The 20,263-nt window shown below is 73.1% G+C and carries 20 protein-coding genes and 6 tRNA genes; 9 read left to right on the top strand and 17 right to left on the bottom strand.

The annotated features are described in order from the left end of the window. Positions 1 to 21 precede the first annotated feature (21 nt). Together AB0G63_RS29675 and AB0G63_RS29680 are read right to left on the bottom strand one after the other, a co-directional pair. Positions 22 to 93: transfer RNA gene (locus tag AB0G63_RS29675), tRNA-Val, on the bottom strand. Between the two features lie 151 nt (positions 94 to 244). After that, positions 245 to 697 carry a TIGR02611 family protein gene (locus AB0G63_RS29680; protein ID WP_360756372.1) on the bottom strand — a complete coding sequence of 151 codons (453 nt, stop codon included), beginning with the start codon at positions 695 to 697 and terminating at the stop codon, positions 245 to 247. Positions 698 to 888: 191 nt separating this feature from the next. On the opposite strand from AB0G63_RS29680, the gene AB0G63_RS29685 reads away from it, so the two are divergent. Continuing rightward, positions 889 to 1,302: an SsgA family sporulation/cell division regulator gene (locus AB0G63_RS29685; RefSeq protein ID WP_004002642.1), complete on the top strand. Its 414-nt coding sequence runs from the start codon at positions 889 to 891 to the stop codon at positions 1,300 to 1,302. Between the two features lie 228 nt (positions 1,303 to 1,530). Continuing rightward, complete coding sequence (locus AB0G63_RS29690) at positions 1,531 to 2,091, top strand: CGNR zinc finger domain-containing protein (RefSeq protein WP_360756375.1); 561 nt, start codon at positions 1,531 to 1,533, stop codon at positions 2,089 to 2,091. 66 nt (positions 2,092 to 2,157) lie between these two features. Here AB0G63_RS29690 and AB0G63_RS29695 read toward each other — a convergent pair whose 3' ends face one another. Together AB0G63_RS29695 and AB0G63_RS29700 are read right to left on the bottom strand one after the other, a co-directional pair. Next, positions 2,158 to 2,313, bottom strand: a complete 156-nt coding sequence (locus AB0G63_RS29695; protein ID WP_360756377.1) for a hypothetical protein — start codon at positions 2,311 to 2,313, stop codon at positions 2,158 to 2,160. A gap of 154 nt (positions 2,314 to 2,467) precedes the next feature. After that, complete coding sequence (locus AB0G63_RS29700) at positions 2,468 to 2,911, bottom strand: hypothetical protein (RefSeq protein ID WP_360756379.1); 444 nt, start codon at positions 2,909 to 2,911, stop codon at positions 2,468 to 2,470. 205 nt (positions 2,912 to 3,116) lie between these two features. Between AB0G63_RS29700 and AB0G63_RS29705 the strand changes: the two genes are divergently transcribed. Then, positions 3,117 to 3,641: a DsbA family protein gene (locus AB0G63_RS29705; protein ID WP_360756382.1), complete on the top strand. Its 525-nt coding sequence runs from the start codon at positions 3,117 to 3,119 to the stop codon at positions 3,639 to 3,641. Positions 3,642 to 3,663: 22 nt separating this feature from the next. Here the strand turns inward: AB0G63_RS29705 and AB0G63_RS29710 are convergent, their stop codons facing one another. Genes AB0G63_RS29710 through AB0G63_RS29720 form a run of 3 tightly spaced genes read right to left on the bottom strand, consistent with a single transcriptional unit; the run spans position 3,664 to position 6,404 of the window. Further along, complete coding sequence (locus AB0G63_RS29710) at positions 3,664 to 4,488, bottom strand: GNAT family N-acetyltransferase (RefSeq protein ID WP_360756385.1); 825 nt, start codon at positions 4,486 to 4,488, stop codon at positions 3,664 to 3,666. Between the two features lie 54 nt (positions 4,489 to 4,542). Beyond that, positions 4,543 to 5,364: an aminodeoxychorismate lyase gene (locus tag AB0G63_RS29715; protein ID WP_360756388.1), complete on the bottom strand. Its 822-nt coding sequence runs from the start codon at positions 5,362 to 5,364 to the stop codon at positions 4,543 to 4,545. Then, complete coding sequence (locus tag AB0G63_RS29720) at positions 5,361 to 6,404, bottom strand: chorismate-binding protein (protein ID WP_360756391.1); 1,044 nt, start codon at positions 6,402 to 6,404, stop codon at positions 5,361 to 5,363. Before AB0G63_RS29720 ends, AB0G63_RS29715 begins: the two co-directional genes overlap by 4 nt. Before the next feature lie 143 nt (positions 6,405 to 6,547). Here AB0G63_RS29720 and AB0G63_RS29725 point away from each other — a divergent pair. The 5 genes from AB0G63_RS29725 to AB0G63_RS29745 all read left to right on the top strand — a co-directional run bounded on the left by AB0G63_RS29725 (position 6,548) and on the right by AB0G63_RS29745 (position 6,991). Continuing rightward, positions 6,548 to 6,620: transfer RNA gene (locus tag AB0G63_RS29725), tRNA-Gly, on the top strand. 38 nt (positions 6,621 to 6,658) lie between these two features. Beyond that, positions 6,659 to 6,732 (top strand) — tRNA-Cys (locus AB0G63_RS29730). Position 6,733: 1 nt separating this feature from the next. Further along, a tRNA-Val gene (locus tag AB0G63_RS29735) sits at positions 6,734 to 6,805 on the top strand. 19 nt (positions 6,806 to 6,824) lie between these two features. Continuing rightward, positions 6,825 to 6,896 (top strand) — tRNA-Val (locus AB0G63_RS29740). A gap of 23 nt (positions 6,897 to 6,919) precedes the next feature. Next, positions 6,920 to 6,991: transfer RNA gene (locus AB0G63_RS29745), tRNA-Val, on the top strand. Positions 6,992 to 7,055: 64 nt separating this feature from the next. On the opposite strand, the gene AB0G63_RS29750 is transcribed toward AB0G63_RS29745, so the two are convergent. The 4 genes from AB0G63_RS29750 to AB0G63_RS29765 all read right to left on the bottom strand — a co-directional run bounded on the left by AB0G63_RS29750 (position 7,056) and on the right by AB0G63_RS29765 (position 9,275). Then, positions 7,056 to 7,349: a zf-TFIIB domain-containing protein gene (locus AB0G63_RS29750; RefSeq protein ID WP_360756394.1), complete on the bottom strand. Its 294-nt coding sequence runs from the start codon at positions 7,347 to 7,349 to the stop codon at positions 7,056 to 7,058. Positions 7,350 to 7,422: 73 nt separating this feature from the next. Then, positions 7,423 to 8,301 carry an aminoglycoside phosphotransferase family protein gene (locus AB0G63_RS29755; RefSeq protein ID WP_360756493.1) on the bottom strand — a complete coding sequence of 293 codons (879 nt, stop codon included), beginning with the start codon at positions 8,299 to 8,301 and terminating at the stop codon, positions 7,423 to 7,425. A 306-nt stretch (positions 8,302 to 8,607) separates the two neighbouring features. Further along, positions 8,608 to 8,802, bottom strand: a complete 195-nt coding sequence (locus tag AB0G63_RS29760) for a hypothetical protein (protein WP_360756397.1) — start codon at positions 8,800 to 8,802, stop codon at positions 8,608 to 8,610. A gap of 197 nt (positions 8,803 to 8,999) precedes the next feature. Then, the gene (locus AB0G63_RS29765) at positions 9,000 to 9,275 is read right to left on the bottom strand and encodes a hypothetical protein (protein ID WP_360756399.1); all 276 of its coding nucleotides are present in this window, start codon (positions 9,273 to 9,275) and stop codon (positions 9,000 to 9,002) included. 196 nt (positions 9,276 to 9,471) lie between these two features. Here AB0G63_RS29765 and AB0G63_RS29770 point away from each other — a divergent pair, with 196 nt between their 5' ends. Then, positions 9,472 to 10,851 carry a serine/threonine-protein kinase gene (locus AB0G63_RS29770; protein ID WP_360756495.1) on the top strand — a complete coding sequence of 460 codons (1,380 nt, stop codon included), beginning with the start codon at positions 9,472 to 9,474 and terminating at the stop codon, positions 10,849 to 10,851. A 30-nt stretch (positions 10,852 to 10,881) separates the two neighbouring features. Here AB0G63_RS29770 and AB0G63_RS29775 read toward each other — a convergent pair whose 3' ends face one another. From AB0G63_RS29775 to AB0G63_RS29800, 6 genes are all read right to left on the bottom strand, one after another. Then, the gene (locus AB0G63_RS29775) at positions 10,882 to 11,700 is read right to left on the bottom strand and encodes an RNA methyltransferase (protein WP_360756401.1); all 819 of its coding nucleotides are present in this window, start codon (positions 11,698 to 11,700) and stop codon (positions 10,882 to 10,884) included. Between the two features lie 75 nt (positions 11,701 to 11,775). After that, the gene (cobA, locus tag AB0G63_RS29780) at positions 11,776 to 13,002 is read right to left on the bottom strand and encodes a uroporphyrinogen-III C-methyltransferase (protein ID WP_360756404.1); all 1,227 of its coding nucleotides are present in this window, start codon (positions 13,000 to 13,002) and stop codon (positions 11,776 to 11,778) included. Between the two features lie 168 nt (positions 13,003 to 13,170). Next, positions 13,171 to 16,908 (bottom strand): nicotinate-nucleotide--dimethylbenzimidazole phosphoribosyltransferase, encoded by a 3,738-nt coding sequence (gene cobT / locus AB0G63_RS29785; RefSeq protein ID WP_360756406.1) that lies wholly within the window; start codon positions 16,906 to 16,908, stop codon positions 13,171 to 13,173. Between the two features lie 389 nt (positions 16,909 to 17,297). Beyond that, complete coding sequence (gene cbiE, locus AB0G63_RS29790) at positions 17,298 to 18,512, bottom strand: precorrin-6y C5,15-methyltransferase (decarboxylating) subunit CbiE (RefSeq protein WP_360756408.1); 1,215 nt, start codon at positions 18,510 to 18,512, stop codon at positions 17,298 to 17,300. Between the two features lie 107 nt (positions 18,513 to 18,619). Then, positions 18,620 to 19,258: a GNAT family N-acetyltransferase gene (locus AB0G63_RS29795; RefSeq protein ID WP_360756411.1), complete on the bottom strand. Its 639-nt coding sequence runs from the start codon at positions 19,256 to 19,258 to the stop codon at positions 18,620 to 18,622. A 154-nt stretch (positions 19,259 to 19,412) separates the two neighbouring features. Beyond that, positions 19,413 to 20,243, bottom strand: coding sequence for a MetQ/NlpA family ABC transporter substrate-binding protein (locus AB0G63_RS29800; protein ID WP_360756413.1), 831 nt, complete (start codon positions 20,241 to 20,243; stop codon positions 19,413 to 19,415). Positions 20,244 to 20,263 lie beyond the last annotated feature (20 nt).

The raw sequence follows: 20,263 nt of genomic DNA on the forward strand, positions 1-20,263 counted from the left end.
TGGCGGACCGGCTTTTCCCGGTGGGCGATACTGGGTTCGAACCAGTGACCTCTTCGGTGTGAACGAAGCGCTCTCCCACTGAGCTAATCGCCCGGACGCAGGAAGAACATTACCCCATGTCAGGGGGTGCCTGTGACCAGCGGTGACAACAATTGCGGCGACGACAGCGGTGGCTCCGGTGACAGACGGTGACAAGTGGTGACCACTGCCCGCCAGGGCGGGCGGCGGGCGTCCCCGCCGCGGATCACTGGTCCTTGATCTTCCAGGGCATGACGACGCCGAACTTCCACAGGTAGATCCCGCCCAGCACCGCCACGATCACGAGGCCGATCGCCGTCAGTGTCAGATTGCGGCGCCGCACCCTGGGGTCGAGGGCCCGCTGGGCCGCCTCGGTGACCTTGCGTTTGGTCCAGCGCAGCACCAGCTGGGCCCAGACGAACTCGGTCGCCCAGATGGCCATGCCACCGAAGATCACCACCCAGCCCGGCCCGGGCAGCGGCAGCATCACGATGCCCGCGCCCACGACCGCGAGTCCGATCAGGAAAACGCCGACCTGCCAGCTCAGATGCAGCACACGGCGCGCTTTGACGAATTCGGGGGCCCGCGAGCCGAGTCCCTGCTCGGCCTGCGCCCCGCCCACGTCCATTCCGTCCGTGGCCACGGCGATCTCGCCGGACCCGTCACTCCCCGTATTCATACGACCAAACTGTACCCGAGAGAAACGTGTCACCGTAATGGCCGTACCATACCAAGGGGTTCTCGGCCGGAAGAGTTACGTAAAGCCACGCAAAACACTCAGAGGGGTTTACAACGGCACCGTAGGTGGCATGTCGATTTCGCCGACGTGCGAATCCCCGAGCGCACACTGAGCGAAAGGCCCTGGCGCTTATGAACACCACGGTCAGCTGCGAGCTGCACCTGCGCCTCGTTGTGTCGAGCGAGTCCTCCCTGCCTGTCCCCGCAGGCCTGCGGTACGACACGGCCGACCCCTACGCCGTGCACGCCACCTTCCACACCGGAGCCGAGGAGACCGTCGAGTGGGTGTTCGCCCGCGACCTCCTCGCGGAAGGCCTTCACCGGCCCACAGGCACCGGCGACGTACGTGTCTGGCCGTCGCGCAGTCACGGTCAGGGCGTCGTGTGCATCGCCCTGAGCTCTCCGGAGGGCGAGGCCCTGCTGGAGGCCCCGGCACGGGCGCTGGAGTCCTTCCTGAAGCGTACGGACGCCGCCGTGCCTCCCGGCACGGAACACCGCCACTTCGACCTCGACCAGGAGCTGTCCCACATCCTGGCGGAAAGCTAGACGAGACCCTCACAAGCCGCCCGGCACCGTCGACTCGGGGTGACGGAACGGGCCAGGACAACCACATAGGGTGCGCACCGACGCCGTCGCCGCGATTTCGCCGCGGGACGGCGCCGGCGTGCGCGTCGCCACGGCACCGGACCGGTACGGCACGCTCCCGAGCCACTACCATCGGCCAGCATCAGGCGGGTCCCACACCCGACCGACCGCCACGGCAGGGAGCAAAACGTGCTGATCACCCACGACACCCGGTGCGCGCTGGACACCGTGGTGGATCTGGTGAACACCGCGCCGGAGGAGGACGCGGCCCCGGACGCGCTGCCCGATGTCGCGGCCCTCGAGGATTTCGTACGAAACCACGAGATCAGCGATGTCGGGGTGCTCTCGGAACTGGACCTCTCGGCGGTGCGCGAGATCCGCGAGCGGTTCACGGCGGTCTTCGGGGCCCCTGACGCGCGGACGGCCGCGGGGCTGATCAACGAGCTGGTCGCCGCGGCGGGCACCACTCCCCGCCTGACGGACCACGACGGCTACGACTGGCACGTGCACTACTTCGCCCCCGGCGCCTCGGTCGCCGATCACCTGGCGGCCGACTGCGGGATGGCGCTGGCGTTCTTCGTGGTGGCCGGTGAGCAGGAACGGCTGCGGCGCTGCGAGGCACCCGACTGCCGGCGCGCCTTCGTCGACCTCTCCCGCAACCGGTCGCGCCGGTACTGCGACAGCCGCACCTGCGGCAACCGCCTGCACGTGGCCGCCTACCGGGCCCGGCGCAAGGAGGCCGCGGGCTGACGGCGGAACCGGACACCGGCGTCGACGTGGTCCCCGGCGGGTGGCGCCGGGGGCCACGGGTACGGCTCACAGCAACAGCAGGTCGTGCAACGAAGCCATGAGCAGCAGACACCCGATCACCGCAAGGAAGATCATCAGCGGTGGCTGGGAAAGGGCGAAGAGGCATCCGCGCGGCTCGTCCTGAGACGGAGGCGCGGCATCGCTCTGTTTCGTGTCCAGCATCTCGCGGCCGATGATGGCGCAGACGAGACCCTCGACGCGATCAACACGCCCGAAAAGACCGGCAGTTCGCCGAATTCCGTGATGTCCGGTACGAGCGTGATCACTTCAGGACACGGCGCTGATCCACTGTGTCGTTTCGGTCGTCATGGCCGGGTCATATGCCGTGCTTCTTGAGGATGGCCTCGATGTCGCTGAAGTCGTCCGCGGAATTCGTGCGGGGCGCGCTCGCGGGCCTGGCGGCCGGGCGCGTCGACGGCCCCAGGGACGGTGCGGACGTCTCCGGGGCGGCCGTCTCGCGCCGCTGCGCGGCCCTGGCCTCCCTGCGCTCCTTGCGGGTGCCGCCCCGGCGCCGCTCCACGGCGCGCGTGGACGCGAACAGCAGCCAGGAGGCGCCGAGCAGCCCGAAGCCGGCCCAGGCGGTGGGGCTGAACGCGGTGTCTGCCACCCAGTCCACGATGCCGGTCATCACCAGAGCGACGGGCACGAGCGCGTATGCGGCGATGCGGGCGGCCGCGAGGAAGCGCTTGCGGTACGCCGTCACCGCCGCGATGCCCAAACCGGCCGCGGAGACGGCGGAACAGACGGTCTCGGCAATCATCCGGTCCTCCAGGCAGGGCTCGGTCGGGGGGCACTTCGTCCCTTCCATCCTGCACCGTCCGGACCTCGCCGGGCCATGCTCCGACGGGACATCAGGGAGATCTCCGGGTCGGCTCCTCCGCGGGTGCCGGACGCGTCCGCTGCCGCCCGGCGCCCCGTAAGGGCCCGATTGGGTCGCCGGCGTCCGGGCTGGGAGACTGTCGGCCATGAGCGACACCTCCCCCGCATCTCCCGCCGCGCCCGTTGTTCTCGACGTCTGGTGCGAACTCCAGTGCCCCGACTGCCGCACCGCCCTGGAGGACCTGCGCGCCCTGCGGGCCCGCTACGGCGACCGGCTGGAGCTGCGGCTGCGCCACTTCCCGCTGGAGAAGCACCAGCACGCCTTCGCCGCCGCGCAGGCCGCGGAGGAGGCCCTGACGCAGGGGCAGGGCTGGCCCTACGTCGAGGCGGTGCTCGGCCGGGTGGAGGAGCTGACCCGTGCGGGAGAACCCTTCCTGGTCGAGACGGCCCGCGAACTCGGTCTCGACGCCGAGGAGTTCGACACCGCGCTGATCGACGGCCGGCACATCCTGATCGTCGACGCCGATCAGGCCGAGGGCAAGGCGATCGGCGTGACCGGCACTCCGACGTACGTCATCGGCGGGGAGCGCCTGGACGGCGGCAAGAGCCAGGAAGGGCTGCGCGAGCGGATCGAGGAGATCGCGGACCGGCTGCTGGCCGTACAGGACTGAGGTGCGGAGCAGGTTCCCGCGGTCAGAGCAGGGTCTTGTAGAGGGAGTACCGAGTCGTCTCGTAGCCGAGTGACTCGTAGAGGCGCTCGGCCGGGGTGTTCCCGGCGAAGACGTTCAGTCCCAGGACGCCCTTGGCCGCGGCGATCGCCTGTTGCTCCGCGAGGAGCATGAGCGTACGGCCGTGTCCGTGCCCTCGGTGTGCCTCCTCGACCTCGACGTCGAAGACGAAGGCGTTCTCGTCCTGGAGGGCGACCCACAGGGTGCCCACCCGGGTCCCCTCGTGCTCGAGCACGCTGAAGCGCATCCCGTCGGTGGCCATTCCCCGCGGCAGCAGGGTCTCGTGGTCGTGCCGTGACTTCGCGTGCGCCGCCCGCTCGGGCACGCCCCGCTCGATCCAGACGCGCGCGTAGTCCTCCGTCTGGTGGGTGAGCCAGTCCTCGAACTCGGCCCCGGTCATGGGCCGTGCCAGGCTGCCTGCGGGCAGTGCGGGCGGTGTGCGGCCGAGCCGTTTCTCCATGCCTCGGCTGCGTGGGACGTAGCCGAGGGCCTGAACCAGCCGCAGGGCGGCCTCGGCCCCGGCGGGGACGGCCACCTCGATCTGCCCACTGCCCCATCCCCGCGCCACCTCCTCGGCGGCGAGCGCGGCCACCGTGCCGCGGCCGCGACGGCGGTCCGGTTCCTCGATGCGCAGGTCCAGTATCCGCGCCACCGCGTCGCCGAAGGCCGCAGTGGTGCCGAGGTGCAGGGCTCCGACGGGACGGCTGTTCACGCACACCTGGTAGTGGCGTGAACGCGCTCCGTCGGCCGCACGCTGAAGCGGCTCGGTCGGCCGCAGGGTCGTGGTCATCAGGGGAGTTCTACCCGGCGTACGGGCACCCGTCAGCCGATTTTCCGCGGACGCTCACGGATCCAGGTCGGCGCCGGACCGCTCGTCGAAGATCCGCATCGCCTTGGCGGTCACCGGGCCCGGCGCGCCCGCGAGTTCCCGGTCGTCGACACGGTGCACGGCCTGCACGTCACGCAGGGTGGAGGTGAGGAAGATCTCGTCCGCCCGCCGCAGGACGTCCATCGGCAGGTCGGTCTCCTTCGCGCCGGTCCACTCGACGGTCAGCTCGCGGGTGATGCCCGCGAGGCAGCCGGAGGCGAGCGGCGGGGTGTGGATCTCGCCGTCGAGGACGACGAAGACATTGGAGCCGGTGCCCTCGCACAGCTGCCCGACGGTGTTGGCGAACAGCGCCTCGGAGGCGTGCTCCCGGTGGGCGCGGGCGAGGGCGACGACGTTCTCGGCGTACGAGGTGGTCTTCAGCCCGGTCAGCGCGCCGCGCTCGTTGCGCGTCCACGGGACGGTGACGACGGCGGTGGAGTCGGGGCGCCGGCCGGTCTCGCCGAGGGCGACCACGAGGGTCGGCCCCTGCTCCCCCCGGTCCGAGCCCAGCGGGCCGTGACCGCCGGTGTAGGTGATGCGCAGCCGGCCGAGCGGCATCGGGTTGGCCTCGACAACGGCGGCGCAGGCGCGGCGGACCTCGTCCAGGTCGGGGTCGGGCAGCCCCAGGCCCCGCGCCGACCGGGTCAGCCTGTCCAGGTGCCGGGTGAGCGCGAACGGGCGGCCGTCCACGGCCTTCACCGTCTCGAAGACGCCGTCGCCCACGGTCAGCCCGTGGTCGAAGACGGAGACACGGGCGGAGTCGGTGTCCTTCAGCCCGCCGTCGAGCCAGATCTTCACGTCAGTCCCTCTTCCCTCACATCGTGCACCCCCGACGCTATCGCGAGCAGCCTCGCCGCCTTCAGTTCGGTCTCCCGCCACTCCGCCTCGGGGTCGGAGCCCCAGGTGATGCCCGCGCCGGTGCCGAATCGCAGTACGCCCTCGTGGCGGTCGGCCCAGAAGGTGCGGATGCCCACGGCGAGCTCGCCGACGGCCCGGTCCGCGTCGACCCAGCCGACGCCGCCGCAATACGGCCCGCGGGGCGCGGTCTCCAGGGCGTCGATGATGCGCAGGGCGCTCGACTTGGGCGCGCCGGTCACCGAGCCGGGCGGGAAGGCGGCGCCGAGGAGGTCGGGCCAGCCCGCGTCCGCGCGCAGCTCGCCCCGCACCGTGGACACCAGGTGGACGAGCCCCGGATGCTTCTCGACCGCGCACAGGTCGGGCACCGTCACGCTGCCCGTGGCGCAGACCCGGCCGATGTCGTTGCGCACCAGGTCCACGATCATCACGTTCTCGGCGCGGTCCTTCTCGAGGAGGTCCGCCTCGGTGCGCCCGGTGCCCTTGATGGGGCCGGACTCGACGATCCGGCCGTCCCGGCGCAGGAACAACTCGGGCGAGGCGGTGGCGATCTCGACCCCGTGCCCCGGCAGCCGGATCGTTCCTGCGTACGGCGCCGGATTGCCGCGCGCCAGCAGGGCGCTCAGGGCGTCCACGTCGGCGTCGGCGGCGACCGGCGCGGACAGCACCCGGCACAGGTTCGCCTGGTAGACCTCGCCGGCCGCGATGTGCTCCCGGATCCGCCGCACGCCCGCGGTGTACGCGGCGCGGTCCAGCGACGACGACCAGTCGCCGGCCCGCGGCCCCCGCCACGCGCCCGGTACCGGGGCCGGCACCGGTTCGCGTCGCACGTCGCGGAAGCGGGCGCAGGTCAGACGGCCCTCGAAGTCGGCGCAGACGGCCCAGAAGCCGCTGGAGTCCAGAGCCGCGGGATCATCGGTGACGTCGAGGAGCCCGGTGAGAAGTCGGTCGCCGAACCGGGCGAGAGGAGGCAGGTCGAGCACCCGTCGAGTGTAGGGCGCGGGTCCGTTGACGGGCCCTGACCAGGTGCAGCGCAGCACGCTGCACAAACGCGTTTTTGTGCTGGCCGGGGAATCCGCTAGAGTTCAACACGTCGCCGGGACGCGAGAGCGTACCGAAACGACAGGCGGACGTAGCTCAGTTGGTAGAGCGCAACCTTGCCAAGGTTGAGGTCGCGAGTTCGAGCCTCGTCGTCCGCTCGAAGGAACGAGGGGATCTCCCGACCCCCTCCACTCCTGGTGGAGTGGCCGAGAGGCGAGGCAACGGCCTGCAAAGCCGTCTACACGGGTTCAAATCCCGTCTCCACCTCCAAGGACGATTAGCTCAGCGGGAGAGCGCTTCCCTGACACGGAAGAGGTCACTGGTTCAATCCCAGTATCGTCCACTGGATCTTCGGATCCCCCGCGCGATTAGCTCAGCGGGAGAGCGCTTCCCTGACACGGAAGAGGTCACTGGTTCAATCCCAGTATCGCGCACGCAGTGATCTTCGGATCATGAAGGACGATTAGCTCAGCGGGAGAGCGCTTCCCTGACACGGAAGAGGTCACTGGTTCAATCCCAGTATCGTCCACGCACCGAAGCCCCCGGCCCAGCGGCCGGGGGCTTCTTCGTGGTCGACTGCGATCAGCCGTGGGTCAGCTGGAGAACAGCATGTGGCCGAAGCTCTTGTGACGGTGGTGGCCGCCGTAGTGCCCGTGCCCGCCGCCGTGCCCGCCACCGTGCGGGGCGCCCCAGGCAGGAGCGGCCGGGTACGCCTGCGGGGCGGCCGGGGGCGGCGGCGCCGGCTGGGACCACTGGGACTCCAGGCGGGTCAGGGCCTCCAGCTCGCCGTAGTCGAGAAAGATCCCGCGGCAGCCGCTGCACTGCTCGATCTGGACGCCGTTGCGGTTGTACGTGTGCATCGGCGCATGGCACTTCGGACACTGCATCGTCGGCTCAACTCCTCGCCCGTGGTTCGCGTATCGCCAGGACAGACTCCGTCCGGCTCCGGTCGGTTGCACCTTACGTCGGGTTTCCGTGAACGGGCTCCGGCGGGAGGTCACTCATCCGGGCACAGGCGTCGACCGTGCACACCTCCACCTCGTCCAGGGGGCGGTCCTCCGCCACGGCCTTGGCGACAGCGCGGGCGGCGGTCTGCACCGTCAGGGCGCGGGCCGGCACGTCCAGCGCGTGCCACGGGTCGCCGTCGGCCGGCACGGCGGGACCGCCGGCCAGGCGGTAGGCGGCCAGGAAACGGCCCCACTCCTCGCCGGACAGCAGCCCGCAGGCGTACCAGGCCGCGGGCCGCGCCAGGTCCCACGCCGCGACGCCCCCGCCCAGATCGTCGACGTCGATCAGCAGCCACGCCCCCTGGTGCCGGACGAGCTGACCGAGATGGAGGTCGCCGTGGCAGAGGGTGCCCGTGTCCGGCATGGGGGCCTCGGCCCGCGCCCAGGCCGGTAGGCGCCCCCAGGCCCGAAGCACCGGCGCCACGGCGGGATGCGAGACGCCGGCCAGTCGCCCGACGGCCCGCGCGGCCTTGGCGGGACCCCGCATGACGGGCAGGCCCCGCGCGGACACCTGGTGCAGCCGGGCGAGGAGCGTGGCCACGGCCTCCCACGGGGCGGCGTCGGGGTCGTCCGGGTCCACGGGACGCCCGTACGGCCAGAAGGTCACGGGCCGCCCGTGCAGTTCCACGGGGTCCGGCCCGAGCGGCGGCAGCAGCACTCCGGTAAGCCGCGCGGCCACGCCGAGACGAACCGCCAGACCGTCTCCGGCGTCCACGGCATGGGCCTTGGCGACGACGCCGCCATGACGCACGACGGTCGCGTCACCACGGTCGGCCAGCGTCACCGTGTCCCCGCGGCAGCAGGCCGGCGCACCCGCATGGGCGGCCCGCACGGCGAGCGCGGCGAGCTCGGCAAGGTCGGTCACGGTTCTCCTGAGTACGTGCGGATCTGCGCCGAGCGTACGCACGCGAGAGCCGCGCGTCTCCGGCCCCCCGCACGCCGGGGCGCGGCGCACGCCGCCGTCGGCCCCGCACGGGCCGCGGCGGGCACTTTGGTCACCCGCCGCACAGAAAGAGCAATGCCGGCGCAGCTCCCCAGCTGCGCCGGCATTTGTGCCGTCCGCCGCACCCCCGTCCCCACGGGGTTTCATGGGTGGATGTCCCCGCCCGGACCGCTCTTCCGGGCCTGGGGTCGCCGCTCAGCGCCCCAGCATCACGCCCACGGACGACGCCTGTGTGGCCACTGTCTCCCAGCCGTCGAAGACGAGGAGCAGCAGCGCCGCCAGGGGAAGGGCCATGAGCGTCGCCACCAGGGGGTGGCGGCGGCCCGTGCGGCGCGGACGCCCGAAGCGTCCCTGCGTGCGGAGCAGTGTCCGCGGTGCCGTGTGGGCCATGGTCCCTCTCCCGACCGTTCTCGGTTGTCGTGGCAGCGGCGGGTGTCTGACCTCGGGGGACGAGTGCTGCACCCGCCGCTTGACCTCAAATCTAGGCGTCCGGCCCGCACCGCACGTCATGCCCTCGTACCCATTGCCGGGCCTCCCCGAGGATGAGCCGTGACCTGCCGAGTACTCCCCTGGGTGGAGACGGGGACCTACGACTCGGGGTCTTCCCGGAGGGGGCGCCCGGTGTGCCCCGCCTTTTCCGAGCCGTCCTCCCGCGGCACCGGCTGCTCGACCAGGGCCAGCACCCGGTTCGCCATGAACCGCGCGGTTCGCACCACCGATCCGTTCCGGGTGACTTCGCTCACTTCGACCACGCCCCGCCGCACCGCCGTCTCCACCCGGCGACCGGCCCGGCTCGCGACCACCTCGTACGTCCGCGTCGTGTCCCCGGCATCCACGACGATCTCCACGCGATCACCCTTCATGGACCCAATCCCCCATCCTTCTCAGGCGGTTGGACGTACCGGCAGGGCGAAACCCCGCCGTCCGGCGCGTCCCTGAGCACTCTTCAAGTGTTCCACCCGCCACTGACAATCCGTCCCCGCCGGAGGGCGCGGCCTCTGCGCGCGGGCGGCCGTGGAAACGTAAGCTGTGGCACGTCATACGGACCGGGCAGCGGGGATGAACATGGCGATGATGCGCCTGAGGCGCGAGGACCCGCGCGTCGTCGGCTCGTTCAGGCTTCACAGACGGCTCGGCGCGGGCGGTATGGGCGTGGTGTACCTGGGGTCCGACAAGAAGGGCCAGCGGGTCGCGCTGAAGGTCATCCGGCCGGACCTGGCGGAGGACCAGGAGTTCCGCTCGCGCTTCGCCCGCGAGGTCTCGGCGGCCCGGCGCATCCGCGGCGGCTGCACGGCACGGCTCGTGGCCGCCGATCTGGAGGCGGACCGGCCGTGGTTCGCGACGCAGTACGTCCCCGGCCCGAGCCTGCACGACAAGGTCGCCGACGAGGGGCCGCTGGGCGCGGCGGAGGTCGCCTCGATCGGGGCGGCCCTGTCGGAGGGCCTGGTCGCCGTCCACGAGGCCGGCGTCGTCCACCGGGACCTGAAGCCGTCCAACATCCTGCTGTCCCCGAAGGGGCCGCGGATCATCGACTTCGGCATCGCCTGGGCGACGGGCGCCTCCACCCTCACGCACGTCGGCACGGCCGTCGGCTCGCCCGGCTTCCTCGCGCCGGAGCAGGTGCGCGGCGCCGCGGTGACGCCCGCCACCGACGTGTTCGCGCTCGGTGCCACGCTGGCGTACGCGTCGACGTCCGACTCGCCCTTCGGGCACGGCAGTTCCGAGGTGATGCTGTACCGCGTGGTGCACGAGGAGCCGCAGCTGCACGGCGTCCCGGACGCGCTGGCCCCGCTCGTGCGCGCGTGCCTGGCGAAGGACCCGGAGGAGCGGCCCAGCACGCTCCAGCTGTCGCTGCGGCTGAAGGAGATCGCCGCCCGCGAGGCGCATGTGCTCACCGACGTGCGCCCGCCCGCCCCGCGCAGCGGTGAGGCGGACCGGCCCACCGGACGGCTCGCCGACACCTACCCGGAGCAGCAGCGCACACTGCGGCAACCGCAGGGGACCCCTCCCCCGCGTGGTGCCGCGTCCGGTTCCAGGGGCGCCGCGCCGGCCCGCGGCGGGGTGCCGTCGCGGGGCGGGGTGCCGTCACGTGGCGGCGGCGCCTCGCGCGGCGGCCCCACGACGTCCCCGCGGACCGGTGGCCGGCCGACGCCCGCCCAGCGCCGCGGCCCCGGCCCCGGAACCGGAGGCCGACCCGGCTCGCGCAGCGGCACCGGCCGCCCGGCGCCCAGGAACACGGGAACGGGACGCCGCCCGGCGAACCCGCGGCTGCTGCGACAGCGGCTGGTCGTGTTCGTCGTCGTGACGCTGCTGGTGGCACTCGGCATCGCCGCGGCGCAGGGCTGCCAGGGACCGTCACGCGGACTGGGCGGCGACGGCGTCGTACAGCAGCAACAGCAACAGCAGCACCCGGAACCGGACCGCGCCCCGTCGAGTTAGCCGGTCACCACCTCGGCGGGTTCCGCCGGGTCACGCCACGGGGCGGCCCGTGGCCACCGCGTAGAAGGCGACCGCGGCCGCGGCGCCGACGTTGAGGGAGTCCACCCCGTGGGACATGGGGATACGGACCCACTCGTCGGCGGCCACCAGCGCCTGGGTGGACAGGCCGTCGCCCTCGGCGCCGAGCATCAGGGCGACCCGGTCCATCGCGTGCGGGGCGGCCTCGTCGAGGGTCCTGGCCTTCTCGTCCGGGGTGAGGGCGAGGAGCGTGAAGCCGGCCTCGCGGACCGACTCCAGGCCCTTGGGCCAGGTGTCCAGGCGGGCGTACGGCACCGAGAAGACCGCGCCCATGGAGACCTTGACGCTGCGACGGTAGAGGGGGTCGGCGCAGTCCGGGGAGAGCAGGACGGCGTCCATGCCGAGGGCGGCGGCGGAGCGGAAGATCGCGCCGATGTTGGTGTGGTCGTTGACCGACTCCATGACGACGACCCGGCGGGCGGTCTGCAGCAGGTCGGCGGCCGTCGGCAGCGGCTTGCGCTGCATGGACGCGAGCGCCCCGCGGTGGACGTGGTAGCCGGTGACCTGCTCGGCGAGTTCGGGGCTGACGGCGTAGACGGGTGCGGGGAGTTCGTCGATGACATCGCGCATGACGTCGATCCACTTCGCCGACAGCAGCATCGAGCGCATCTCGTAGCCCGCTTCCTTGGCCCGTCTGATGACCTTCTCGCCCTCGGCGATGAACAGGCCCTCGGCGGGTTCGCGCTTGCGGCGCAACTCGACGTCGGTCAGGCCCGTGTAGTCGCGCAGGCGCGGGTCGGCGGGGTCCTCAACGGTGATGAGATCGGCCACAGGGGTGATACTGCCTTGTCCTGGGAGCGGTGCCAACGGCTGGGAACGGGTTGTGTTACCCGGGGTTACTGGGGATCAGGCCTCGGGGCCCACGTTCACGACCTCGCCCACGACGATGACCGCGGGCGGCCGCACGTCCTCGGCGCGTACGGTCTCGGCGACCGTGGCGAGGGTCGCGTCGACGCGGCGCTGCGCGGCGGTGGTGCCCTCCTGGACCAGTGCGACCGGGGTGTCGGGTGACTTGCCGTGCGCCACCAGCGTCTCGGCGATCTTCCCGATCTTGTCGACGCCCATGAGGATCACGAGGGTGCCGGTCAGCTTGGCCAGCGACGCCCAGTCGACCAGGGAGCGCTCGTCGTCGGGGGCGACATGGCCGCTGACCACGGTGAACTCGTGGGCGACGCCGCGGTGGGTGACGGGGATGCCGGCCGCGCCCGGCACCGAGATGGAACTGGAGATGCCGGGGACCACCGTGTACGGGATGCCCGCCTCGACCAGCGCCCGGGCCTCCTCCATGCCGCGGCCGAAGACGAAGGGGTCGCCGCCCTTGAGCCGGACGACGGCCTTGCCCTGCTTGGCGTGCTCGATGATCGCGTTGTTGATGGCCTCCTGGGCCATGTAGCGGCCGTAGGGGATCTTCGCCGCGTCGATCACCTCGACGTGCGGCGGGAGTTCGGCGAGGAGGTCGCGCGGGCCGAGCCGGTCGGCGATGACGACGTCGGCCTCGGCGAGCAGCCGGCGGCCGCGGACCGTGATCAGGTCCGGGTGGCCGGGGCCGCCGCCGACGAGAGCGACGCCGGGGGTGCGGGTGCGGTGGTGCGGGGCGACGAGGGTGCCGTCGCGCAGGCCCTCCACGACCGCGTCGCGGATGGCGGCGGTGCGGCGGGGGTCGCGGCCGCGCGCGTCGGTGGTGAGGACGGCGACCGTGACGCCCTCGCTGTGGCCGGTGGCCGGGGTCCACGCCGTGGCCAGGTCGGCGTCGTCGGAGCGCACGCACCACACGCGGTGCCGCTCGGCCTCGGCGGACGCGGCGGTGTTGGCGGCCGGGTCGCTGGTGGCGATCAGGGCGTACCAGGCGTCCGCGAGGTCGCCGTCGGCGTACGGCCGCCGCTCCCAGGTGATCTCGCCGGCGTCCGCCATCGCCTCGACGGACGGGGTCGCCTCGGGCGACACCAGGAGGACGTCCGCGCCCGCCGCGACGAGGGCCGGCAGGCGTCGCTGGGCGACCTGGCCGCCGCCGAGCACGACCACTTTGCGGCCGGTGAGGCGGAGGCCTACGGGGTAGGCGGGGTGTTCGGCCATGGAAGGTGCGGCTCCTCGTCCAGGCGGGGCGGTGGGCGCTACGGCTCTGGAGCTGCCCTGGCGTGCGGATTCCAGTGGGGCACTGGGTGCGTCTCAGCGTACGGCCCGGGCGGGGCGGCGCGACGGTGTGCTTGCTCACCCCACCCCGGTCCCCGGATCCGCCGCGGTCTACTTCTCGGTGACGCCCGCCGAGTCGAACGTGGCCACCTCGTGCATCGCCCGGGCCGTGCTCTGCACCAGCGGCAGGGCCAGCAGGGCGCCGGTGCCCTCGCCGAGCCGGAGGTCGAGGTCGACCAGGGGGCGCAGGCCCAGCTTGTTCAGCGCCGCGACGTGGCCCGGCTCGGCGCTGCGGTGGCCCGCGATGCAGGCCGCGAGGACCTCGGGGGCGATCGCGCGGGCCACCAGCGCGGCGGCGCCGGCGCTGACGCCGTCGAGGATCACCGGCGTACGCAGGGAGGCGCCGCCCAGGAGGAGGCCGACCATGGCGGCGTGCTCGAAGCCGCCGATCGCGGCGAGGACGCCGATGGGGTCGGCCGGGTCCGGCTGGTGCAGTTCGAGGGCGCGGCGGACGACCTCGGTCTTGCGTGCGAGGGTCTCGTCGTTGATGCCGGTGCCGCGGCCCGTCACCTCGGCCGGGTCGGCGCCGGTGAAGACGGAGATGAGGGCCGCCGACGCGGTGGTGTTCGCGATGCCCATCTCGCCGGTCAGCAGCGCCTTGTTGCCGGCCGCCACCAGGTCGCGGGCCGTCTCGATGCCGACCTCGATGGCCCGCTTGGCCTCCTCGCGGGTCATCGCCGGGCCGGCGGTCATGTCGGAGGTGCCGGCGCGGACCTTGCGCGGCAGCAGGCCCGGCGTGGCGGGCAGGTCGGCGGCGACGCCCACGTCGACGATGCAGACCTCGGCGCCCACCTGGCCGGCGAAGGCGTTGCAGACCGCGCCGCCGCCGAGGAAGTTGGCCACCATCTGGGCGGTGACCTCCTGCGGCCAGGGGGTGACGCCCTGGGCGTGCACGCCGTGGTCGCCGGCGAAGATCGCGACGGCCGCGGGCTCCGGGATCGGCGGCGGGCACTGGCGGGACAGGCCGGACAGCTGCGCGGAGATGATCTCCAGCATGCCGAGCGCGCCGGCCGGCTTGGTCATGCGCTTCTGCCGCTCCCACGCCTCGCCGAGCGCCTTGGCGTCCAGCGGGCGGATCTGGGCGACGGTCTCGGCGAGCAGGTCGTGCGGCTCCTCGCCGGGCAGGGCGCGGCGGCCGTACGTCTCCTCGTGCACCACCCAGGACAGCGGGCGGCGCTTGGACCAGCCGGCCTGCATCAGTTCGGGCTCGTCCGGGAACTCGTCGACGTACCCGACGCACAGGTAGGCGATGACCTCCAGGTGCTCGGGCAGGCCGAGGGCGCGGACCATCTCGCGCTCGTCGAAGAAGCTGACCCAGCCGACGCCGAGGCCCTCGGCGCGGGCGGCGAGCCAGAGGTTCTCGACGGCGAGCGCGGCGGAGTACGGCGCCATCTGCGGCTGGGTGTGCCGGCCGAGGGTGTGGCGGCCGCCGCGGGTGGGGTCGGCGGTGACGACGATGTTGACCGGGGTGTCGAGGATGGCCTCGATCTTCAGTTCCTTGAACTGCTTCGCCCGGCCCTTCGGCAGCGACTTGGCGTACGCCTCCCGCTGGCGCATGGCCAGTTCGTGCATGCTGCGGCGGGTCTCCGACGAGCGGATGACGACGAAGTCCCAGGGCTGGGAGTGCCCGACGGACGGGGCCGTGTGCGCGGCCTCCAGGACGCGCAGCAGCACCTCGTGCGGGATCGGGTCGCTGCGGAAGCCGTTGCGGATGTCGCGGCGCTCGCGCATGACCTTCAGCACGGCCTCGCGCTCGGCGTCGTCGTAGGGGGGCGCGGCCGGGCCGGTGGACTGGCGGGCGGGCGTCGCGGCCGTGCCGTCCTCTTCCTGGCCGGCGGCTTGGGCCTCCGGGTCCTCCCCGTTCCGCACGGGTTCGGGACCGGACTGCGGCGGGGCGGGAACGGGCGCGACGGGCTCCGCGGCCTGCCCTTCCTCCGTGGGGAGGGCGACGGCCTGCGGCGGGGCCGGCGCGAGGTTCGGGGCGGTGGGCACCGAACCCTCGACGGGGACGAACTGCCCGAGGGGCTGGTCCGGGAGGGGCTGGTCCGGAAGAGCCGACGGGAGGGCGGCGGCCTCGCCCGGACCGGGCTCGGCGACGACGGGCCCGGGGACGGGGACAGGGACCGGGACGGCGGCCGGGTCGGCGGACTGGATCGGCGGGCCGACCGGCGCGACGGCCGTCGGCTGCGGCGCCGGGGCGGCCGGGATGCCGACGGGCGGCGCCGGCTGCGGCCCGGCCGGGTTCGGCGCGTCCTCGGCGACGGTCTCGACGCCCTCGGCGCTTCCGGCGAGGGGCTGCTGCGGGCTCGCGGCCGGGTCCGCCGGAGGCGCGGAGACCACGGCATCGGCGGCCGGAGCCTCGTACGGGGGCTGCGGCGCCTCCGGCGCGGGGGCCGCGGCGGCCGGGTCCGCGCCCGGGACGGCCGGGGCCGGCTCCGCGGCGGGCGGTTCGGCGGCGGGCGGTTCGGCGGCGGGCTGCGCAACGGCGGCCGCGACGACCGGCTGGGCGCCGGGGATCATCTGCTCGGCCTGCGCCTGGATCACCTGTTCCTGGGCCGCCTGCTCCTGGATCGCCTGCTCGGCGACGGGGGCGTCCACGGCGGGTACGGCGGTTGCGGGCTGTACCGGGTCGGGGTGGACGGCGGGGGCGTCCTCAGCCGCGGGAGCCACGGGCTCGGCGGCCTGAACGGCCTCGGCGGCGACCGCCTCCGGAGCACCCGCCTCCGCGGGGACGGCCTCCGGAGCGACCGCCTCGTGAGCGTCTCCCTCCGGAGCGACCGCCTCGGGAGCGTCTCCCTCCGGAGCGACCGCTTCCTGAACGACCGTCTCCGCGGCGGCCGTTTCGGGCGTCGGTTCCGCCTCGGGCACCGGCCCCGCCTCGGCGGCGTCGGCGGCGGGCGCGTGCCCGGGGTCGGCCGGTCCGGCGACGGGCGCTCCCTCGAACGCCGGAGCGGCACCCTCCGCGGGGACAGCAGCCCCTGCGGGGACAGCGCCCTCCGTCGCGACACCGCCGTCGGCGGGCACGGTGCCGTCGGCGGGCACGGTGCCGTCCGTGACGGGCGCGGGGGCGGGCGCGTCCGGGACGCCCGCGTCGGGAACCCCGGCCGGGAGGCCGCCCTCAACGACGACGGGGGGCACGCTCACCGGAGCCGGTGCGCCGTACGTGCCGTCCTGCGCCGGCGCCTGGGCCTCCGCCGCGGGCGCCGGAGTCTGCACCGGGAAATGCCCGCTCGCCGGGCCAACCGTTTCGGCGGTCACCGCTCCCACGGCCACCGGGACCTGCACCGCGGTCTGCGGCGGAGCACCCCAGGGCGTCGCACCCTGCGGGGCCGACTGGTGGGCGTCGAGGTACTCGGGGGCGGCCGGCACGGACGGGGCGGGCTGCCGCACCGGCGCGCCGGCGGGGCCGCGGTCGGCCAGGGAGCGGACCGGGCTGGTGGAGGCGTCGGGGATGGGCGGGCCGAGGTGCAGCGGGCGGCGCGGCGCGACGGGCGCCGACGGCGCCGGGTCGGGCAGGCGGACTCCGCCGAGGTCGACCGAGCCGGTGTCCCGGCCGTCCGTCTCGTGCGGGCCGGGCTCGTGCACGGCCTCGACGACCGGTTCCGGCGCGGGCGGGGCGACCTCGTTGCCCCACGCACCCTGGGCGCCCGGCAGCAGCAACAGGTCTTCGTCCTGGGCGGTGGTCTCGGAGAGGTAGGTGTACGAGCCCTGCGCGGGTACGCCCGGCTGCTCCACCATGCCTGCGTTCTCCGGCAGTCCCTCGCCCGGGACCTGGCCGGTGTCGGTCATGCGTACCCCTCGCCCATCGGTTAGTGCTTCTACGACCAGCTCACCGGGGACGGCGCACCGACCGTCCCGCAGTGAAGAACGAGCGTGCGTGCCCAGCGGCACGAACAGCCTGTCCACAAAGACGACAAAGCCATTGATTGGCATTGTCGCGGCCGTTCCCCCGTCGCGACAGCGTGATCCGCGACAGCCCGCTGTGGACTGCGCCACGTTGCGCGTCCTCCGGTTCTGCCGTACCACACCCACCCCAAACGGGGCGCGTTTTCCGGACATTGACGAACGAAATGCCGGGCCGCACGGTGCGGTACAACGGTCGGCCAGCCTACCGCGCATGGTGCGACTACAGGATCACCGGGAGGGCGGAAAACAGGATCAGTGGGACGAGAGCGGAATCACGGGGCGCGATCGGGGAGCACGCCGCTGAGCAGGAACGCCACGCTGCGCTCCGTCTCCGTCCAGGCCCGGGTGTCGAGTTCCACGGACTGCAGGAGGGCGCACTCGACCTGGTATCCGTGCTCGGTCAGGTCGCGGCCGACGAGTTCGGCGGCGTCGCGGGTCGCCGCGTGCGTGACGATGCGCTGCGGGCGGCGGTCGGCGACCGCGGAGACCACGGCCGCTCCCCCGCCGCCGACGCGCACGACGTCCGGCTCGGGAAGCCTCTCCAGGATGTGCGGGGCGGTGCCGTGCACGATCTGCGGCTGGACGCCGAAGCGGCGGGCGGCGATCTCGGTGCGGCCGCACGCCGCCACGTCCCGGTCGACGGCGATGACGGCCGCGCCGGCCCGCGCGGCCTCGGCGGCGAAGGCGCCGCTGCCGCAGCCGATGTCCCACACCAGGTCGCCGACGCGCGGGCCGAGCCGGGCGAGCTGGGCCGCGCGCAGCAGGTCCGTCTCGCCCTCGCCGAGCGGGCCGTAGGTCTCGCCGGGCTGCGTCCAGCCGCGCGGGCCGGCGCCGGGGTCGCGTCCGGCGAGCCAGCCGCCCTCCGTGGGGGCACCGGGCTGGACCGGGCCGCCGATGACGATGACGACGTTCGGGTCGCGCCAGGTGTGGTCGGCCGCCTTGTCGGAGGTGACGACGGAGACCTGTTCGCGTTCGGTGCCGAGTTCCTCGCAGATGACGAAGGTGCGGTGGACGCCGTCGAGGAGGAGTCCGAGTTCGGCGGGGCCGGCGCCCGGCGAGGTGAGGACGGCGACCTTGGTGTGAGCTCGGCACACATTCACCGCGCGTCGCAGAGTGCGGCGGTGTGCCACGACAACTTGCGCGTCGTCCCAGGGCATTCCGGCCCGGGCGAAAGCGGCGGCCACGGAGGAGACCGCGGGGACGACTTCGACCTCCAAGCCGAACTCGGGCGCGCGCAGGGTCCGTACGACGCCGAAGAAGCCGGGGTCGCCGTCGGCGAACACGACCGCCGTGCCGCGGTGGGCGGCGATGCGGCGGGCGGCGAGGCCGAGGCTGCCGAGACGGATGCGCTCGGCGGCGGGCGGCACCTCGGGGAGCGCCAGGTGGTGCGCGGCACCGGCCACCAGGGTGGCGGCGCCCAGGGCCGCGCGCGCCGCCGCGGTCAGCGGCGAGCCGTCCCAGCCGATCACCGTGACGCGGTCGGCCATCGTCGTCAGTCTCCAGGGGTCTCTCGTGATCGGGCAGCCCGGGGCGGGCTCCGTGAGGGTATCCGGTGGATCGCGGGGGCCGGCGACGGCATGGCCGCCCCCTGAGTTCAGTTCCAGTCGGGGTACGCGGTGAAACCGCCGGTGTCGGCCAGTTGTTCGCCGGCGCCGTCGAGGTCCTCGGGCAGCAGGCTCCACACGATGTAGTCGGTGCGCACGTCGCTCCAGGTGCCGTCCTCCGCGCGGACGCGCGCTATGCAGGCGCCGCGCAGGACGCCCTCGCTGATGCAGCCGATCTTCTGGGCGACCTGCTGGGAGGCGGTGTTGTCGGCGGCCGTGCGCAGCTCGATGCGCTCGAACTTCTGGTCGCCGAGCAGCCATTGGGCGGTGGCGAGCGCGGCCTCCGAGGCGTAGCCCTCGCCGCGGGCCCAGGGGGCGATGATGTACGACAGCTCGGTCGAGCGCACGTGCCAGTTGGTCTTCGCCAGCCGGATCACGCCGACCAGCCGCTGGGTGAGGAACTCGGTGACGGCGAGGTCGAGTCCGCGGCCCGTCTCCCGTGCGGCCCGCGCCCGCTCGGTGACCCAGTCGCGGGCCATGTCCTCGGTGTAGGGCTGGGGGACGTCGGTCCAGGCGCCGACCTGCTCGTCGTTCATCATCTCGGCCAGCGCGGGCACGTCGTCCTCGTCGAGGGGACGCAGCACCAACCGCTCCGTGCTGATGGAGATGTTGGGGAAGGTGCCAGTCATGCGCCGCTCCGTAGACGTCGGAATGGATTCGAGATGCGTCAGGGCCTGTCGAACTGCCCAGCATGCAGCATGAAAGCACTGAACCGCACCGTGGGGTTCACTCCGGGCGATGGAGTGAACCCCGTCGGTGCGGGCGAGTTGTCCGCGCGTCGGCTCAGAAGGACGCGATGACCGAGCCGTCGTACTTGTCCTCGATGAACTTCTTGACCTCGGGGGAGGTGAGGAGCTTCGCGAGCTTCTTCACGCGCGGGTCGTTCTCGTTGCCCTTCTTGACGGCGAGGAAGTTGCCGTAGGGGTTGTCCTTCGCGGACTCCAGCACGAGGGCGTCCTTGGACGGCTTGAGGCCGGCCTCGATGGCGTAGTTGCCGTTGACGACCGCCGCGTCGACGTCGTCCAGGGAGCGCGGGGTCTGGGCCGCCTCCAGTTCCTTGAACTTGAGGTTCTTCGGGTTCTCGGTGATGTCGGAGGGGGTCGCCTCGTTGCCCACGCCGTCCTTGAGGGTGATCAGCCCGCCCGCGGCGAGCAGCTTCAGGGCCCGCGCCTCGTTGACCGTGTCGTTGGGAACGGCGACGGTCGCGCCGCTCTTGAGGGCGTCGGCGCTCTTGACCTTGTGGGAGTACAGGCCGAGCGGCTCCAGGTGCACGGTGACGACGGGCACGATGTGGGTGCCGTTCTTCTTGTTGAAGTCGTCGAGGTAGGGCTGGTTCTGGAAGTAGTTGGCGTCCACGTCGCCGTCCTCGGTCGCCGTGTTCGGCGTGACGTAGTCGGTGAACTCCTTGACCTCCAGGTCGAGGCCCGCCTTCTTCGCCAGGTGGTCCCTGACGTAGGTGAGGATCTCGGCGTGCGGGGTGGGGCTCGCGGCGACGACCAGCGGTCCGCTGCCGTCGGAGGAACCGGAGTCCTTGTCCGAGCCGCAGGCGGTGATCCCGAAGGTGAGGGCTCCGGCGGCGAGGACGGCGGTGGTGATCTTGGCGGTGTTGCGCACGAAAAGTGCCTTTCCTTTTG

This window comes from Streptomyces sp. NPDC020996, from assembly GCF_040641355.1.
Classification (GTDB): domain Bacteria; phylum Actinomycetota; class Actinomycetes; order Streptomycetales; family Streptomycetaceae; genus Streptomyces.